Annotated in this window: 10 protein-coding genes; 7 read left to right on the plus strand and 3 right to left on the minus strand. The window is 35.1% G+C overall.

Annotation, left to right across the window (positions count from 1 at the left end; genetic code table 11):
* Nucleotides 1–10: 10 nt before the first annotated feature.
* Nucleotides 11–2,359, minus strand: coding sequence for a mechanosensitive ion channel family protein (locus AC1RRN_RS03435; RefSeq protein ID WP_492965960.1), 2,349 nt, complete (start codon nucleotides 2,357–2,359; stop codon nucleotides 11–13).
* Nucleotides 2,360–2,534: 175 nt separating this feature from the next.
* Between AC1RRN_RS03435 and AC1RRN_RS03440 the strand changes: the two genes are divergently transcribed.
* The 7 genes from AC1RRN_RS03440 (at nucleotide 2,535) to AC1RRN_RS03470 (ending at nucleotide 16,236) form a co-directional block, all read left to right on the plus strand.
* Nucleotides 2,535–4,136, plus strand: coding sequence for a Na+/H+ antiporter (locus tag AC1RRN_RS03440; RefSeq protein ID WP_492965961.1), 1,602 nt, complete (start codon nucleotides 2,535–2,537; stop codon nucleotides 4,134–4,136).
* A 159-nt stretch (nucleotides 4,137–4,295) separates the two neighbouring features.
* Entirely contained in the window at nucleotides 4,296–5,333 is a 1,038-nt protein-coding gene (locus AC1RRN_RS03445; protein ID WP_492965962.1) for a LacI family DNA-binding transcriptional regulator, read from the plus strand.
* Nucleotides 5,334–5,956: 623 nt separating this feature from the next.
* The gene (locus tag AC1RRN_RS03450) at nucleotides 5,957–9,121 is read left to right on the plus strand and encodes a SusC/RagA family TonB-linked outer membrane protein (protein WP_492965963.1); all 3,165 of its coding nucleotides are present in this window, start codon (nucleotides 5,957–5,959) and stop codon (nucleotides 9,119–9,121) included.
* A 12-nt stretch (nucleotides 9,122–9,133) separates the two neighbouring features.
* Entirely contained in the window at nucleotides 9,134–10,765 is a 1,632-nt protein-coding gene (locus AC1RRN_RS03455) for a RagB/SusD family nutrient uptake outer membrane protein (RefSeq protein WP_492965964.1), read from the plus strand.
* A 37-nt stretch (nucleotides 10,766–10,802) separates the two neighbouring features.
* Nucleotides 10,803–12,173 (plus strand): glycan-binding surface protein, encoded by a 1,371-nt coding sequence (locus AC1RRN_RS03460; protein ID WP_492965965.1) that lies wholly within the window; start codon nucleotides 10,803–10,805, stop codon nucleotides 12,171–12,173.
* Between the two features lie 61 nt (nucleotides 12,174–12,234).
* Entirely contained in the window at nucleotides 12,235–14,439 is a 2,205-nt protein-coding gene (locus AC1RRN_RS03465; RefSeq protein WP_492965966.1) for an endo-1,4-beta-xylanase, read from the plus strand.
* A 168-nt stretch (nucleotides 14,440–14,607) separates the two neighbouring features.
* Complete coding sequence (locus AC1RRN_RS03470) at nucleotides 14,608–16,236, plus strand: GH35 family beta-galactosidase (protein ID WP_492965967.1); 1,629 nt, start codon at nucleotides 14,608–14,610, stop codon at nucleotides 16,234–16,236.
* Nucleotides 16,237–16,256: 20 nt separating this feature from the next.
* Here AC1RRN_RS03470 and AC1RRN_RS03475 read toward each other — a convergent pair whose 3' ends face one another.
* Complete coding sequence (locus AC1RRN_RS03475) at nucleotides 16,257–17,498, minus strand: T9SS type B sorting domain-containing protein (RefSeq protein WP_492965968.1); 1,242 nt, start codon at nucleotides 17,496–17,498, stop codon at nucleotides 16,257–16,259.
* Between the two features lie 28 nt (nucleotides 17,499–17,526).
* Complete coding sequence (locus AC1RRN_RS03480; RefSeq protein WP_492965969.1) at nucleotides 17,527–20,049, minus strand: DUF8696 domain-containing protein; 2,523 nt, start codon at nucleotides 20,047–20,049, stop codon at nucleotides 17,527–17,529.
* Between the last annotated feature and the right edge of the window lies 1 nt (nucleotide 20,050).

Below are 20,050 nucleotides of genomic sequence, written 5' to 3' on the forward strand. Positions count from 1 at the left end.
TTATTTAATTTTAGCTGGAAAAAGTCAATCCTTTAGCTTTGAAACTACTAAACAAAACCTGACGTGCAGAACTAATACTTTCCTCAGTACGGTAAATACTGCACCAGAATTTTACCAGAACTTTATATTTTCCTTCAGAAATAGCATTATAGAAAATTTGCGGTGTTTTAGTGGTATTTACCAAAGACAAACTTTCTAACGCTTTCATAATAGTTTCATTAATATCTTCGGGAGTTGTATCACCATTAATTTCTATTAAAACTTCAACTAATTTAAAATTATCTGTATACGTCCAGTTGGTGATGTTTTGAGATAATAAATTTCCATTCGGAATAATGATTTCGGCACCGTTTGGAGCATTGATTTTTGTAGTACGCAATCCCATCGATTTCACACGACCAGATTCAGAACTAATTTCAATAACATCTCCAATCTGAATCGGTTTGTCAAAAATTAAAATAATACCGGAAACAAAATTATTAACCACATTCTGAAGTCCAAGTCCAACACCGACACCTAAAGCTCCCAATAAAATACTTAATTTATCTAAAGGCATTCCGGAAGCGGCAACGGCTAAAAGATAACCACCAATCAGTACGATAAGTCTTGTAATAAGCAACTTAGAATGTTGTCTTTTGTTGACGTTTTCTTCGTTTTCATCATCAATTTCACCAAAGAAATAAGCGACATATTTTTGTAATAAATGGGCAATCCAGATAATAATAAAAAACAAAACAATGTTTCCTAAAGTAAAGGTGATGCTTCCAATATTGTTAGGATGACTTAGCAACGCTCCTAAAGACGTTCGTAATGATTGCCAAACGTTTAAATTCGAAGCAATTACAACCAACCACATATAACCAATTACTAAAACGAAAGGTTTTTTTAGTGTATCGGATAAGCTTTCGTGATCAAAAATCTTTTCAATACCGCGTTTGATTCGGGTGGTATAAATTTGCAGAATAATAATCTCTAAGATTATTTTCAACAGAACACTAAGTGCTACTATCTGCGTAAGCGAAATAAAAGCCGTCAGACTTAACATATTCGAAAGCGAAACCCTCCCAAAAAGATTATAAAGTATAGATAAACCATTAAAACCAATGAAAATTATACTGGCCCATTTGAAAAATCCCTGAATGTACAATTGCTCTTTAAGGCTTTTAATTTGTACTAAACCATATCGTATTCCTAAAACATTTATAGCAATGAAAGCGCAGCGTTGCAAGAATCCAACTTCAATAAAAAGATCCAGAAAACAAAGTGTGAAGAATAAACCTAAGAGGAATAACCAATTTTTCATCGCCACTTTGGACCATTTATTCCTGAAAAGAATAGTCAGAATTCCCAGTAAAATCAGTTGTAGCAATTCTAAAAACAAAGCCGGAGCAAACAAATTACTGACAACGGCAATGTTAAGACCTATTACAGCAACCGGAATTAGAAATCCTCTGTTTAAATATTTAAAATTAAAAAGGGCTAATTTATCAGAATGTCCATTTGTTTTGAGATACTTTAAATTCCGTGAAATATACCAAGCCAGAAGTCCCATAAAAAGTATTAAAGTAATAAGTCCGCCTGTACGGTAACTTAAATAATAAGCTGCGACTTTTTCTTCAATTACTATTTTTGCGCTAATATTTTGTGCCACTGTTTTTTTAGGAACAGAGTCATTAATACTCCATAAAAAGGGATATTCTTTATGGAGCATGCTAATTCCGGACTTTTCCAGCTTGCTTTCAACAAGCAGTAATGCATTCGAAACGGCAATTTTTCGTTGAACTGTAATTCTTTTTTTCTTGTTTAAGATTCCCTGATTTTTCGTCATCAGGCTATCTGTGCTGAGGTATTTTTTTCTAAGGTTAGCAAATTCTTTTTTGAATTGTTTTCGACGGATCGTATCTTTTAAAAGCGTCATCAGATTTTTATCTTTACGCAGTTCGATAAATCGGCCTTTTATTTTCTCCAGTTTTTCATTACGCAAATTGATAGCCGTATTTTGTTCATTCAGTTGCTGCTGAATTTCTTCCAAAACAGTTTGATACATTTGCTGGTTGCGCACATTTGGATTGGCACCTTTCAAACTTTCCAAAATCAGGTCAAGTTTGCTTTGCGTTCTTTTAATTTCTCCAAATAAATGATGAGAAGCACTATCAAAATCAGCATCATTATAAGCTGATTCCATCATTTCATTGGCTTTTTCAATAGCCATGAGGTACTCACTATCTGTGGTTGCTTCTTCAAATAACTTTGAACGCGTTTCCTTTTTAGGAGTTGTGCTTTGCGAATAGGCGAGTGGCGCTAAAAATAATAGAGTTAATAAGGCGAATAAACAAAGAGAATTTCTTTTTTGTGTCATAATGTAAGTAATGATTTGGGCTTTCAAATTTAATTTTTTTTAAGCAGATTTTATTGAAATCAGCGAAATATTCTAGCGAAAACAATCCAATTTTGCTTTCATTTTTTTAATAATTCATAAAATATTATATTAGTTCCTTAATTAGTATAACTCAAAAATCAATAAACATCAGTAAATGGAAAATATCACAGTAATTATTATGTTACTATTTGGAGTTGCTTTTCTTAGCCTGATTAGCAAAAGATACAATTTTCCAATTCCAATTGTGTTGGTACTTTGCGGTGTTGTAATCAGTATTATTCCCGGGCTTCCGGTTATTGCCCTGAATCCGGAAGTTGTTTTTATTATTTTTTTGCCACCTCTTTTATATTATGCCGCCTGGTATACAAGTTGGTATGAATTTAAAAAAACGATTCGTCCTATTACACTTGCAGCTGTTGGTCTTGTTTTGTTTACAACTATAGCGGTTGCCTTTGCAGCGCACTGGCTGATAGATGATATGTCATGGCCTTTGGCCTTTTTGCTTGGTGCAATTGTTTCGCCTCCTGATGCAGTTTCGGCAACTTCCATTACAAAAGGTCTTGGCCTGCATCCTCGTCTTATTGCGCTTCTCGAAGGCGAAAGTTTGCTCAATGACGCCAGCGGGCTAGTAGCATATAAGTATGCATTAGCAGCAATTCTTGCCGGAAATTTTGTGCTTTGGGAGGCTGGATTGAATTTCTTTATTATGTCGACGCTTGGTATTGCCATTGGTTTAGTCGTAGGTTTTGTAATGAGTGTTGTCCATAAAAAATTTGTGTGCGATGATATTATTGAAGCAACATTAACTCTTTTAACGCCTTTTGCATCCTATTTAATTGCAGAACATTTTGAATGTTCCGGTGTTCTTGCGGTAGTAACGACCGGACTTTATCTTTCGGCAAGATCGGGCAGTATCTTTACGCATGAAAGCCGCATTATGGCAGTAACTATCTGGAGTATTTTGACTAATATTTTAAATGGTCTTATCTTTATATTAATTGGTTTGCAGCTTCGTCATATTATTACCGGAATAAGTAATTATTCAGGCAATTCTTTGTTTATATGGGGAGCTAGTGTTAGTGTAGTTGTTATTTTAGTCCGTTTTCTATGGGTAATTCCGTCAACATTATTACAGAAGTACTTAAGCAAAAAAAATAAACAAAAAGAAGAATTTGATTATCGGAACATGATCATTTTTGGCTGGTCCGGGATGCGCGGTGTCGTTTCAATGGCGGCCGCTTTGGCATTGCCATTAATGATGAATGAAAAAGAAGCTTTTCCTTTACGGAATCTTATTATTTATTTGGTTTTCTGTGTAATTCTTTCAACATTGGTCATTCAGGGATTAACACTTCCGTGGCTTATCAAAAAATTAAAACTACAACCTTATTCTATTATTGCCGAAGAATATGAGATCAGAAATATTATTGTTTCTGAGACAATTGCTCATATTGAAGATAATTTTTCACTGCTTAACGACGATTTACTTCATAATATCAAAAGTAAATATGAAGTGAAGTTTAATCGTTTGCAGAAAACAGAGCTTCCGGCTAATTTTTTTGGAAAAGGGAAAATAATGGGAGGGGAGATTTTTAATGAGTTTACTAAACTTCAGATAGATTTGTTGAATATTGAGCGGGCAAAACTCGAATTTATGCACAAACAAGGATCAGTGAATGAAGAAATTTTTCGAAAAATAGAAAAAGAACTTGATCTTGAAGAAACCCGTCTTTGGATGGAAATGTATGAGGACTGAGATGAATTACATAATTAGTTAATAAGACAATTTGATAATTAGATTGTTATAAGAATGGAATATCGGGTTTTGCATCTTTAGATTTAAAATCGAGAGCTTAATTTAGAGAAATGTACTTGTTGTAAAATAACTTATATTTACATTTTATATATTTAATTCATGGAAGAAAATAAACACGTAACGATCTATGATATTGCAGAGAAGCTAAACCTGGCAACCTCAACAATTTCAAGAGCTTTAAAGGATCATCACTCTATAAGTGATAAAACGATAAAGAAAGTTAAAAAGGCCGCAAAAGAAATGGGATTTGTACCCAATACCCTTGCCGCAGGTTTGCGTGGAAATAAAACAAAAACAATTGGTGTACTCATACCAACGGTTACACAACCCTTTTTGTCTTCTTTGATTAGCGGTATCGAAATTACGGCTCAAAAATCGGACTATTCTGTAATTATTATGCAATCGCATGACTCTTATCATGAAGAAGTTAATATGGCTAAATCCTTGTACAGCAACCGTGTAAGCGGTGTTATTTGTTCGCTTGCGATGGAAACCAGAGATACTTCGCATTTTCAGCAATTTTCAAACAATAATATTCCGCTGGTATTTGTTGACAGGGTTCCTAAGGATTATAATACTTTCAGGGTTGTAATTGATAATTATTCTGCGGGTTACAAAGCGACCAAACATCTTATAGAACAAGGTTGTCTTCGTATTGCACATTTAACCGCGGGCTCAGAATTCGGTAATTTGTATAATGAAAGAAAAAGAGGCTATGTTGAAGCCTTAAGAGATCATAATTTACCTGTTGATGAGGAATTGATTATTGATTTGAAAGCCGTTACTTATGAAGAAGGGGTAAAAGCAAGCAACAAATTGTTTGATGTAAAGCCACTTCCTGACGGACTTTTTGCTTCAGGAGATATTATTGCAGTCAGTGCGGTACAAACAGCCAAGAAAAGAGGAATAAAAGTACCGGAAGATATTGCAATTATCGGTTTTAATAATGACCCTATTTCTCAAATTATAGATCCTAATTTATCGACCATAACCCATCCTGCCGAAAAAATGGGAAAAGCTGCTGCTGACATTATCATAAAGAATCTAAAATCGGCTAAAAATGAAGATGTACAGGAAATTGCTTTCTTAAATACAGAAGTGTTGGTTCGTGAATCTTCAAAAAGAAAAGAAATTTAATGTTATTGAGTTAGATTATTTCATTTTAAATTAAATGCTTACGTTTTTCTTTAAAAGAAATAAAAAAACAACAGTAACGATTTATAATAAAAAACTCCTTTCAGGCTTAATTGAAAGGAGTTTTTTTAGTTTTACAAGCAACCGATTGTTTTCGTATAACCTTTCCCTATTATTTCTCCTATAAGCCTTCTGTTTTTTCTTCAAATCAAGAATGTCTTTAACTGACGTAATTATTCAACACGTTATTTTGTATGAATTATTTGAATTTATTTTTAAAGCGAAATTAAATTCTGAAAAATATTTCAACAAACGTTTTTTATGTTTTTTTCAAATAAATTAAAGATCTTTCTTTTTATCTATAACGTTTTCGTTGTTTGGAATCTCAATTTTATCAATTACACAATATTTTGTGATTAAAAATATTAATATGATTTTTTTAAACGTAATTTTTTAATAAATTAAAATAAAAAATTTAAACAACCGGTTGTGTGTTGTTGTAATTTATATATATTTGTTTTTATAAAGGTTAAATATTGATTCGTTTTTAAAGAGAAACAGAAAAATTATCAGCCTTTATAAAAAACTAACTCAACCCTATATTAACTAATTAAACCAATCATTTTATGACTAACTTTTTAATTACTAAAAGCAAATCAAAATACTTTAAGAATTTGGGTTTCATGATCCTGTTGTTTGTATTTTCTGCTTCGGTAAATGCCCAGACAACTGTATCAGGAACAGTTTCGGATAATAGCGGACCAATACCAGGTGTTAATATTATTGTAAAAGGAACTAATATTAGTGCAGCTACAAATTTTGATGGTACTTATTCAATTAAGACGGCACCAAATGCAGTTTTAGTTTTTAGCTTTATTGGCTACAGAACACAAGAAGTACCAGTAAGTAATAAAAGTCAGATTAACGTAACACTTGAAGAAGATGTAAGCAGTTTAAAAGAAGTTGTAGTCGTAGGATATGGCACAATGAAAAGATCAGATTTAACCGGAGCTGTTTCTACTGTTACCAGCGCAGCCGTTCAGCAATCAGTTGCGACGACAATAGATCAGGTTTTGCAAGGTCGTGCAGCGGGTGTTCAAATTCAATCAAATAGTGGTGCACCTGGTTCAAGTTCTTCGATTCGTATTCGTGGTATAAGTTCCTTAAACGGATCAAACGAACCTATTTTTGTAATCGACGGTGTTATTATAGACGGATCGACAAGTTCTGTAAATACAAATCCACTTGCGAATATCAATCCGGCCGATATCGTTTCGATGGATATTTTGAAAGATGCTTCAGCAACTGCGATTTATGGTTCAAGAGCGGCAAACGGAGTTATTATGATTACTACAAAACGCGGAAAGAAAGGCGAGATGGTTCTTAATTTTGACAGTTATGTAGGTTGGCAAGAAATACCAAAACATTTGGATTTATTAAATCTGAAAGAATATGGAACATTAAAAAATACTCGTTCTGACTTAGGAATAGTACAACGTGATAATTACTTCATCAGACCTGATTTATTGGGAGAAGGAACAGACTGGCAAAAAGAATTATTTGATACCGCTTTGATGCAAAGCTATAATTTATCAGCTTCTGGTGGTTCAGACAATACGACTTATGCTTTGGGAATGGGTTACTTAGATCAGGAAGGTATCGCAATCGGATCAGGTTTTGACCGTTTTAATCTTAGAGGAGTTATTGATTCTCAAGTGAAAAGCTTTTTGAAAGTGGGAGTAAATTTCGCCTTGAGCAAAACCAATCAAACTACTACAGTTCAGGATGATGCTTTAATCTTAACGGCACTTAAACAAACACCAAACGTTGCAGTACGTAACGCTGATGGTACATTTGATGGTCCGGATACAAAAGAATTTGTTCAAAACAACCCTATTGGCTTGGCTTCAATCAAAGACAATCATAATAGAAATTACGGAATGAGAGCTAATGCATATGCTGAGATTGGTTTCACAAAAGATCTTAAATTCAAAACTACCTATTCATTAGACTATGGTTTTGCAAACAATTATACTTTTAATCCATCTTATACTTTTGGAGCACTTGTAAACGAGGTTAGAGAAGGATCAAGAACAAAATCTAATAGCGAATTCTGGAGTTGGAATAATGTTTTAACTTATGATAAAAGTTTTGGAAATCATAAAGTGACTGTTTTGTTAGGTCAGGAGATGCAGGAATCAAACTGGGAAAACCTTTATGGATACAGATCAGGATATCTAACAAATGGTGCAACAGATTTGAATGCAGGAGATGCTACAACAGCTAAAAACTCTAACGGAAGTAATACTAGTGCGCTTAGCTCTTACTTCAGCAGATTACAGTATTCTTTCAATGATAAATATTTATTGACTGCCACAATCAGAAGAGATGGTTCTTCTAAATTTTACAAAGACAATCAATGGGGATGGTTTCCGTCTGCGGCTTTGGCCTGGAAAGTTTCCAATGAAAATTTCCTAAAAGATAGCAGAGTAATCAGCAATATGAAATTGCGTTTAGGTTGGGGAGAAGTTGGTGGACAAAATGTACCTAACTATGCCTATACTTCGACTTACAATGCTTCTGCAACAAATTGGGGAACAGGATTATTGGCAGCAAATACAGCAAATAAGGATTTACAGTGGGAAACAACAAGTTCAAGCAATTTAGGTCTTGATATTAGTTTCTTAGACAACAGAATTGAACTTGTTGCCGATGTTTACTATAAAAAAACAAACAATTTGTTATTACAATTACCACTTCCGGCTTATGTAGGAACAACGGGTCAAGGATCAACTTCTGCTCCTTGGGTAAACATAGGTTCTCTTGAAAACAAAGGACTTGAGCTTACATTGAATACTTTAAACATGGACAGAAAAGACTTCACCTGGAGATCTAATTTTAATATGTCGATGAATAGAAGTAAAGTATTGGCGCTTAATACAGAAACCGGAATCTTAAATAAATCGCTTCAACAAGGTTCTGATGTAACAATTGTGACCCGTACAGCAGTAGATCAGGCTATTGGTCAGTTTTATGGTTATAAAGTAATTGGCCGTTTTGAAAAAGCTACTGATTTTTATTATAAAGATGCAGCCGGAACAGTAAAACCAACAGCTCTGCCAGAAGGAATGGCTATAGGAGAAAATGGTGTGTGGATTGGAGATTATATTTTTAAAGATATTAATAATGATGGTGTGATCAACGAGAAAGACCGTGATTATATTGGAAACCCAAATCCGGATATTACTTTTGGTTTGACTAATACATTCTCTTTCAAAGGATTTGATGTTAGTATTTTGCTAACAGGTTCTTATGGAAATGATGTAGCAAATTACCAAAGACGCTGGTTAGAAAACCCACGTGAAAACACTAATTTATTATCATCAGCTTTAGGATATGCACAATTAGGATTAATCGACCCAACGGGACCAAATGATTATCGTAATGTACAAATTGTTGGTGGAGATCCTTATATGCCAAGAATTGCAGCTTCATCTGCAGCTTCGGCTTCGAATTATCGTTTTAGCGACAGATTTATTGAAGATGCTTCTTATGTAAGAGTTAAGAATATCTCAATTGGTTACAATCTGCCAAAATCATTATACTCTAAATACGGTATTTCTAACATCAAAGTATACTCAAACGCTCAAAACGTATTAACATTCACAAAATACAAAGGTTACGATCCTGAAGTCGGATCTCTTAATCAGGATGCGCTGTTAACTGGTATTGATAACGGACGTTATCCATCGCCAATGGTTACTACTCTTGGATTAAATGTTAATTTCTAATTTTTGCAAACTATGAAAACAAAAAAAATATTTTACTCGGTTCTTATGATCGCATTGCCATTTGTTTGGACTAGTTGTAGTGATCTTTTAGAGGTTGAGCCAAACGATCAGATTACGAAAGAGAACTTTTATAAAACAGAAGCCGATTTTCAGGCGGCAACGGGACCATTATACAATAAAGTCTGGTTCGATTTTAATGATAAATTCTATTACGGTTTAGGAGACGGACGTTCAGATAACTTATACGCACCGTATTCAGATTATATTTATCCGTTTACAGATTTGTCTGAAACCGGATTGACAGGACCTTTGGTTTCTGCCTGGGGATCTTTGTATAATGTAGTACAACAATCGAATAACGTCATTATAGGTATTTCTGATAGTGAAGTTAGTGCTACTGTTAAGAATAAATATATTGCCGAAGCCCGTTTTATGAGAGGTACAGCTTATTGGTATTTAGCTTCACTTTGGGGAGATGTAATTATTACAACTGACCCTAGAGAATTGGTTAAAAATCCGATTGTGAATAAAAGTCCGGTAAAAGATGTTTATGAATTTGCTATTCGCGATTTAGAATATGCAGCAAAATATCTTCCGGAAACTGCAGGTCAGGCGGGAAGATTGACAAAATATAGCGCTTACGGAATGTTATCTCGTGTGTACTTGTCATTTTCTGGTTTAAGTGATAATCCGAATAGTGGAACAAGAAAACAGGAATATCTTGACTTAGCTAAAAAAGCAGCCGAAAAAGTAATTGTTTCAGGACCTTATAAATTGGCAGCTAATTATGATGATCTATTTAAAATAGAGAACAACAACAATCCAGAATCAATGTTTGCCTTACAATGGGTACCAAACGGAGATTACGGTGTAACAAATACACAACAAGCTTATTTTGCATTAGGTTCTGATATTACAGGAGATGATACCGGATGGGGTTATTGGACAAGAGCTTCTTACAATGTTTTGCAGGAATATGAGACAACAGATAAACGCCGAAAAGCAACCTGGATGGCTGATAATGATGTTTACCCTGAAATCAATAAATCTAATGGAGGCTATACTGTTGATCACACAAATGATTTTCTTACCGTTAAAAAAGGAGTTGTTGGTTCAACAAAAGACAATTCTAAGACATCTCGTATGAACTCAGGTTTAAATACTTACATGCTGCGTTTAGGCGAAGTATATTTAAATTATGCAGAAGCAGCTTTAGGAAATAGTGCTACAACTGCCGATGGTGGAGCTTTAGCAGCAATAAACATACTTCGTGCCCGTGCAGGACTTAATGCTAAAACAACATTGACTTATGCTGATATTATTCACGAAAGAAGAGTGGAGTTGTGTATGGAAGGACAATATTGGTATGATTTGATTCGCAGATCGTATTACAAACAACAAGAAGTTATCAATTATGTAACAAGTCAGAATAGAGGAACGATAGTACCAATTCTGTATGACAATACAACAAACAAAGTAACAATTGATGCTACAAAAAGCAACAGTACTCGTTCTATTGGAGTAATTGATGCTACTATTTTTCTTATGCCTTATCCGGAATCTGAATTAGTTCAAAATCCTTTGTTAAGGGAAAATCCTGTTCCTTATGAGTTTAAAGAGGAAAAAATAAAAGACTTGTTCTAATATTATGAAAAATAATAATTTAAAAAGATTGATCAATATGAAGCAATATATATTAAATAAAAAATATTGGGCACCCATAGCATTTCTGGGTATGATGTGCTGCGCATTGCTGTTTACCTCTTGCGATAATAGTGATTCGGCAAGTAAATCAATAGTAATAAGCAAAGTATTTCTGGAAGATGTAAATTCAACTGTCCAGGACAGAGAGGTTAGTTTTGTACGATTAGGACAAACGATTAGAATTGAAGGTTCTGGATTTACCGGACTTAAAAAAGTGTACATCAACGGTTATTCAACTTATATTAATCTCGTTTTTGTATCTGATAATTCGATCATACTGACTATTTCTGGTGATACACCAACAATAGAAGCAGATCCGGCTGAGAGAAATACAATTCGTTTTGTAAATGATAATACTGAAACGGTATTTCCTTTCCAGATTCGTGCTTCAAGACCAACTATTAGCGGTATGTCGAACACAATGCCTAATCCGGGTGAAAGATTTACAGTTGTCGGTACTGGTTTGACTGAAATTGCAAAAGTAGTTTTCCCTGGAAATGTACAAGTAACAAGCGGAATTACATCAGATCCTGACGGAGAATTTTTTACCGTTGTAATGCCAAACGGAGTTTCAGATATTGGAGGTTCTTTATTTGTTGAGGGTTCAAACGGAGGTGCTTATTCTCCGGCTTACTTTAACTTTAAAAAAGGTCTTTTATTGAATTTTGACGGAAGCGGATCTCACGGTTATTGGGGAACTTCGACAAGTATGATTCAGCCAGAAGATCTACAGACAACAGCAATCGGAACCGGTACTATTTCACAAGGAAAATATGTTCCGCATCGCCCGGCTCGTATCGCTTCTTTTGATGCTGCCAAAAATCGTTGTACTGAAGTTTGGACAGCAGGAAATGGCGTTGACAACTGGAGAGCACAATTAACACCTTATATTCCGGCAAATACGCCATTGGATAAAGTAGCATTTCAGTTTGATATTTATGTACCAGATGCCTGGAAAGATTCAGGATTCTTAAAAATATGTACCATCAATAATTTTAATGGTGGAGAATGGGCAGGTGCAGTTTATAATTTCGTGCCTTGGATTGTAGACGGAAAATCAGTTGCTTTTCAAACTACCGGATGGACAACAGTTACGATTCCGTTAAATAAATTTTATGCATGGTCTAAAGAAGCTTTTACATTCGAAACTGTTTTGGCCTATCGCGAAGCTGCAACCTACCAGAATTTTGGTATTTATTTTGAAAACTCAGATATTAAATTGAAGGATGTCACAGGAACTGACAGTGCTGTGGAGTTTCCTTCAAAAGCAACTTCTGTAAAAGTTTATACGGATAACTGGAGAATCGTTTCATTAAATACACCAACTTATAATGATTTCCCTAACTAATATCGATCTGAAATAGATTCATATAAGAGTGATAATCATATAATTTAAAAAATAGAACAAAATGAAATACAAATATATAATTCCAATAATTGCTTCCTCATTAATGATTTTGTCATCATGCGATGATAATTTAATGGAATGGGAAAAAGATCCGGAACATGGTGCCATAACCGGAGCAGAATTGCCTTTAGAACTGGTTGAAAAAATTGGCCGATATGAACCATTAAAAACCTATACAAATTTTGTTTTAGGAAACGGAATTGGAGCTGATTTATACATGAGCGATGCTGCTTATCGAAAATTAGTTAACGAAAACTTTGACGAAGTAACGCCTGGATATCACATGAAACATGGTGCAATGGTAAATTCGAAAGGTGAAATCAACTTTACTACGATGGATGCTTTTATTGCCGCAACAAAATCAGGTGGTTTAAAAGTTTTCGGTCATACTTTGGTTTGGCATTCCAACCAAAACGCAAGTTATTTGAATAGTATTATTGCTCCAACAGTAATTCCGGGTTCAAGCGGAACAAATACACTTGATATTGCCGGTTTAAAAGCGGGAACATTCGCAAACTGGTCTAGAAATAATCCTGGAAAAGGGATTGCTGTTGTGGCAAACGCTGGCTTGACCAGTACATCACAAGCAATTCAGTTAGCTTCAAGCACCACTTCATCGCAACCTTATAATTTGCAGTTGACATCACCAAACGTTCCTATTGTTGCTAATCACAATTATGAAATTTCATTTTATATCAAATCTGATGTAGCAGGTAAGGGACGTCTTTCTTTTGGTTCAACATTAACGAACCAATATCCATATAAAGATTGGTACAATACCGGAGGATCATGGGTTGAAGCTTTTGCAACTACTTCACAATGGCAACAAGTGAAAATTAAATTGGCTCCAGGTGATTTTAAAGCCGGAAGTACTAATTTTCAGTTTAATCTTGATTTAGGTTATTTACCAAATGTGACGTATTTAATTGATGTGAATACCTTTGCTGTTGTTGATCTGGATGCGCCTGTAGGAGTTAGTAATTTGGTTGCTAATGGTAAATTTAACACAGATCTTACAGGATGGGCCCAATACAATCCTTCCGGACCTAGCGTTTTGAGTCTTGCCGGGGCGGCAAATGCTTATGAAGGAAACGGCGCAATGAAAGTAGTGAATGCAACAAGTGATGCTGCGAACCAATGGAAAACACAAATTCATGCCGATTTTACAAGTGTAATGACTTTAGATAAAGATTATACGATTTCATATATGATTCGTTCAGAGGCAGCAGGATCTGTTCGTTGTTCTACAACCGGAGCAACAGCACATTATCAGGGAGATCAGGCTACTTCTCCAACATGGAAATTAGTAGAATGGAAGTTTAAAGGAAATGGCACTGAAACGGGTTTAAATTTTGACTTGGGCGGCGCTGCAGGAACATATTATATTGATAATGTGGTGGTTTCTGATGGAACGTCAAGTGGTGGCGCAACTCCTCCGGTGAATATTGATAAAACAGATGCTGAAAAAACAGTTATTATTGGTAATGCAATGCAGGATTGGATTTCTAAAATGATGACACATTATAAAACAAGTGTTTTTGCGTGGGATGTGGTTAATGAACCAATGAAAGAAGACGGAACATTAAGAAACGGAAACGAAGGTGATACAGCAACAGATTATTTTTCATGGGCAAAATATCTTGGAAAAGATTATGCTGTAACAGCTTTTAAATTAGCGCGTCAATACGGAAATACAACAGACAAACTTTTCATAAATGACTATAATCTGGAGTCAAGATTAGACAAGTGTGATGGTTTAATCGAATATGTGAAATACATTGAAAGCAAAGGCGCTACTATTGATGGTATCGGAACTCAAATGCACATTTCATTGACTACTGATAAAGATAAAATTGTTCAGATGTTCCAAAAATTAGCTGCCAGCGGAAAATTGATTAAAATTTCTGAATTGGATATCAGATTAGGAACAAATGCGCCAACAGTAGCACAACAAGCTTCTCAGGCAGAAATGTATCAGTATGTGATCGATATGTATAAAAAACATATTCCGGCAGCACAACAATACGGAATAACCATTTGGGGGCTTTCTGATAGTGTGAAAGAACATGAAAACTGGCTTCCAAACGAATCTCCAAACCTTTGGGATGCTAATTATGTTCGTAAACATGCTTACAAAGGAGCTGCTGACGGTCTTGCAGGTAAAGATGTTAGTAAAGATTTTTCAGGCGAATTAGTGAAAAAATAAAAACCCTTTTTGCCTTAATCCATATTATAAAGCCAGCTTTGGTTTTATAATATGGATTATTTATTTCTTATTTTTTTGCCACTAATTGCACAAATTAGCACAAATCAATTCGTGCTAATTTGTGCAATTAGTGGTTTAAATTTATTTTAATATTAAAAATAAAAAAACATGTTTGATTTTCTAAAAACGAGATTTTTTTTACTGGTAATAATGGTAACGCAATTCGGCTTCAGCCAGGAAAAAATACCACATCTTCAAAAAAAAGGAAATAAGACCCAATTGATGGTGAACGAACAACCGTTTCTTGTTTTGGGTGGAGAATTAGGAAATTCTTCAGCGACGACTATGGAAAGCATGGAGCATATTTGGCCTAAACTAAAGGACATGAATCTCAATACAGTCTTAACGCCAATTTATTGGGAATTGATTGAAAAGGAGGAAGGCAAATTTGATTTTTCTTTAGTAGATGATTTAATCCTGCGTGCCCGAAAAGAGGATTTAAAAATAGTTTTTCTTTGGTTTGGATCCTGGAAAAACAGTATGTCAAGTCATGCGCCGGCCTGGGTAAAATTAAATCAGAAGAAATATCCCTGGGTAAAAGACGATAAAAATAAAAGCCATGAAATACTAACACCTTTTAGTGAAAATAATCTTCAGGCTGATTTGAATGCTTTTCAGAAACTGATGGCTCACATTAGAGATTTTGATCAAAAGGAGCAAACTGTAATTATGATTCAGGTTGAAAATGAAATCGGAATGTTGCCTACTGCGAGAGATTATGGTCCGTTGGCAAATGAGGCTTTCAATAAAGATGTGCCTGTAGAATTAGTGCAATACATGCAAAAGAATAAAGAAAAATTAGTTCCTGAATTTTTAGAAGTATGGAAGAAAAATGGCTTTAAAACAAAAGGAAATTGGGAAACAATTTTTGGAAAAAGTCTTCAAACTGATGAAATTTTTATGTCATGGTATTTTGCAAAATTCACCAACAAAGTAGCACAGTCTGGAAAAGAAAAATATGCCATTCCGATGTTTGTAAATGCAGCTTTGAATGCTCCAGAAAAAAAGCCGGGAGAATATCCGAGTGCCGGACCTTTGCCTCACATTATGGATGTCTGGAAAGCCGCCGGAAATACTGTTGATTTTCTTTCGCCAGATTTTTATAATCCGTTATTTAAACATTGGAACGATTTATTTACACGTCAGGGCGATCCGTTGTTTATTCCGGAACATAAATTCGATGCAACAGCTCCATTTAAGGGATTATATTCGATTGGTCATTATGAAGCGATTGGCTTTTCTCCTTTTTCTATTGAATCAGTTGCAGATGCGAAAAAAGAACCTCTTGGAAAAATATATGATTTGGTCAGACAATTAACTCCTGTTATAGAAGCCAATAAAGGATTAGGAAAAATGGATGGTGTTTTATTAGACAAAGAAAATCCGTCACAAATTATTCAGTTAGGCGATTACGAATTTACATTTAAACACGATTATACGTTAAACTGGTCTGATGGCGCCAAAGAAGAAACATGGCCCATGACAAGCGCTATTATAATTGAAATTGCGCCAAACGAATTCTATATTGCCGGTTCCGGAATTGTAGTCACATTTAAACCTTTAAGAAATAAGTCGCTTAACGCCGGAATCTTAAAAGTCGATCAGGGAACTTTTGAAAATAATAGCTGGAAAATTTTCCGTCATTTCAATGGCGACCAGACACATCAGGGAAGGCATGTGAGAATTGCAGTTGATGATTATGAAATTCAGAAAGTTCAGTTGTATACTTATGAATGATTTTAAATTTTATGACAGTATTAATTTCTACTTAAATATAAATAGCCGGCTTTTTTAATGGTATTGGATATTTCGTTTGTTGTTTTTGTGTATTGCACAATGTAAAAGTATGTTCCGTTTGGAAGTAAATTGTCAGGGCTTATAGTCGCTCTTCCATCAGAATAACCTCTAAAGACATTTCCATTTGAATCATAATTGGAAGTATCAAAAACTTTTATACCCCAACGATTAAAAATCTGAACCCTGTTATCCGGATATTTTGTGATGTTTTTAATATAGAAATAATCATTTTTATCATCATCGTTTGGACTAATTGCATCAAAGATTTCGACATCATCATCGGCATTACTTTTTACCCGTGCTAATGTAAATACGCCATAACCGGAAACAGAAGTAATAGAAGTAACCGTTTTTTCATTGGCATTCACAACACCACCCTCATCTACCCATAATTGTTTGGTAGTATCCCATCGTACAATATGAATAACATCTTGCGGAGATGCAATAATCGCGGCCGGCGTAGTAGCTTCATTCCAGCTTAGGGTCAGAAGAATATCGGTTGTACTGCTATTTTTGTTGAGGGTCCAATATTCTTTATCATCAATAATATCTATGATTGTAGCATCTTTTTTATCGTGAGGATAAATGCTATTAGAATTTTCAAAAAGATAATGTCCATTAAAACTGCTATTATTATCACCAGAAGGAGAAATGGCAGCATATCTAAAAAAGCCTTTATCTCCAATTGGATACAGAAAACCTTCGTTACCGTTTTTAGTTACTTCACCATCAACATGACTGGTATTTGAAGTGTGAGTATGTGTAGCGTTTCTTTCAAAAGTCATACTTCCTCCAAAATCATCAGACTGTACAATGCCCCGATTAAAATCAGCATCACCACTGATATAAATAGCACTGTATAATCGAAAAGCAGGTTGTGGATTTACATTATTAAAAAGTACATCAAAAAAATCAGATGGTTTAGTTCCTTTAATTTCTTGATTCTGAAAGCCTTCAAAACGGGTAAATCCCTGAAATTGTGGATCAAAAGTAGTAATACCATCATTGTTGTAATTCCCTTTAAAAATTACTTCACCATTATTTTCATAATCACCGGTATTTTTATTGTCAAAATTCCATTCCACACTTACCAGGGTATTCGGATTTACATGTAGTAAACCTTCATTTACGGTTTGGGCATTTTGTGCAAATGACATTTTAATCAAAAGCAGAAATAGCAATATAAGAATCTTCGTTTTCATTTTTATTTCTTTTCTGAATTAATTATTCTCACTTAACTCGTTGACGAACCATTGGGTTTGAAACTACCTCGCATCTTTTTGCTGTCACTACAGAAACATTAGTTGGAACAGATTCGCAAATTTTACCTCCCGGATAATTAGACTGTGATATACGACGGTATTGATGTGTTTCAGTTTGTGCCGGCGGCTGATAAAAGGAATTAGCAGCTCCTGCAATTGTTGTCCAGCTAAGTCCATCTAGCGAAGATTCCCATCTATAAGTTACATTTACTCCTGTACCTGCCGAAGCAGAATTTATCAGACCAGGCAATTGGCCATTACAAACGGTTTGAGAAGCTGTAATTCCTCCACTTGTTGGTAGCTCTAATATTGTAACGGTAATTTGTGTTTTTGGGCTTTCGCACGATCCATTTTCCTGACTTACATAATATTCAAAAGTTCCTGGTTGATCTGTTAAAGGAACTGGGGCTATTGTAGAGGAAGATCCATTTAAAGCCGTGTACCATAACAAAGTATTCCCAGGTTCTGCTGTAGCCGTTAATGGTACAGCCGGTGCATCCTGACAATACTCAAGTGTTGTTGTGGCCGAAGGAGCAACAGGAACAGTATGTAATGTTTCTGAAATTGTATTGTTGACAGTATTATCTGTTGGCGTTAAAAGTTCAAGATTAGCACCCGTATAACAATCATCAGGATTTACAGCACAAACGTCATTATAAGAAACGGTAGCTGAGTTTACATATGACGTTGTGCCAATAGGTGGCGTAATCGAGTAGGTGATGGGATAATCTGTTTCGTAGATAGTTCCCAAGCCAGCTAATGTCTGATCGCTGTCTGCAATAGGAAATCTCGCTACATAAGTATAAGTAGTCTGACCTATGGAAGGAGAATTAAGAGTTTCAAATCTTGACCATCTTGCTGTAGTAGATACTCCTGTGTTATCAAAACCACCGGGAGTTGCACTGTCATCATAAGTAAATCCTACCGGAATAACTTTTGTAACTACAATGCGGCGTCCTGTTGTTCCTATTCTTCTGTAAGTTGCGGATGTTGTTCCAATATTAGCAACACGAAGCTTAAATTGATTGGCTCCGGTAACACATAAATTGTTTGATTCCTCAACGGGAATTAAGTCAACGTCTTCAGCAAGAACAGGAACAGTAACTTCGGCTGTATTATTTCCCAGATCTTCATCTGTTATATCTGTTGGAGATACGGTTGCTTTATTTGTAATTAAATTTCCAGCCGGAATTTGATTTACCCCTAACTCACCGGTAATTATGATTCGGCCTGTACTATTGGCTGCCATATTCAAAGTTCCCGTAAATTGATTTACGGCAGAAGTTGTGGGCAAATTTGTCCCAACCAAAAAACCGGTATGCGAAATATTGGTAATAGTAAACATAGACGGTGTAATTTGAGTTCCGTTACCATCAGTTAATAGATCTGTAAAATCAACATTTTGCAAAGCTGCCGGAGTGTCATTTACAACGTCAATATAGTAGGTAATTTGATTCAATCCTGATGAGGTAACAGCTCGTAAATAACTTTTGTCTGCTTGTTTGGTAATTCTTAGATTTCCGGGAGTTGTCAACGTTAAATTACGCACTTCATGTAAATTAACACCCGCACCTGTAGAAGCAGCAAAACCTACAGAAAGCAAATCTGGCGGAGGTAATGTTGTCGTATAATCAATTAATTGAACAAAATCACTATTCAGATCTGTTTTCCAGCGTACTGTAATATGATAGCCACCACCTGAAGGCTGCATTTCAATTTGAATTCTTCTATAAAACGTATTGTCTTCAGGTCTTGTACTCACAGTAGTATTATAGTCTAATTCATTGTCTGTCCAATTTCCCTGAGTAGTAATTGGTACAACAGTATGTCCGCCTAAAATGGTTACACCAGTTAAAAAAACGTTCGATTGTGTCAAATCAATATCATTGGTAGGACCACGAAGTGAAACAGCATTTGGGCGAATTCCTACACCACCATTTTTAGGTCCAAAAATAGTATTGGCGTAATTCCCTAAAGCATCAAAGCCAATACCAATGTAACCTCCTCTCAATCCATATGTAATCCCTTCGTCTGTATTAGATGTATATCCTAAAGCACCTCCATATGCTCCAAGCCTGAATCCGTTAGCTTCGACATCTGCAGCATCAAATAAAAATACACCTATACCATCTGCACCATTATAGGTAGGATCTGCAACATTTCTCCACATTTTATATTCAAAATCCATAACAACTCCCAAAGTAGAAGGAAATGATTTGTTGACATAAGCGTAACCACCCTGATTTGTTGTAGCTTTTGTAAGACGCAACCAACCGGCACCTAACGGATCGTCGATACCCGAAGTAAGGTATGCAGTACCATTTACTCCGCCAATACCACCAATAATAACGTCTGGAGCGGTATTCTTTTTAAAATCATCTTTAAAAGTAAATTGCGCTTTTGCCTGATGCATCGATAGTAATGAAAGCAAAGCAAATAAAGCAAACTTCTTAAAAGGATGTTTTTTATGATATGTTGAATTGACTCTCATA

The organism is Flavobacterium sp. GW821-FHT11G01 (assembly GCF_058808175.1).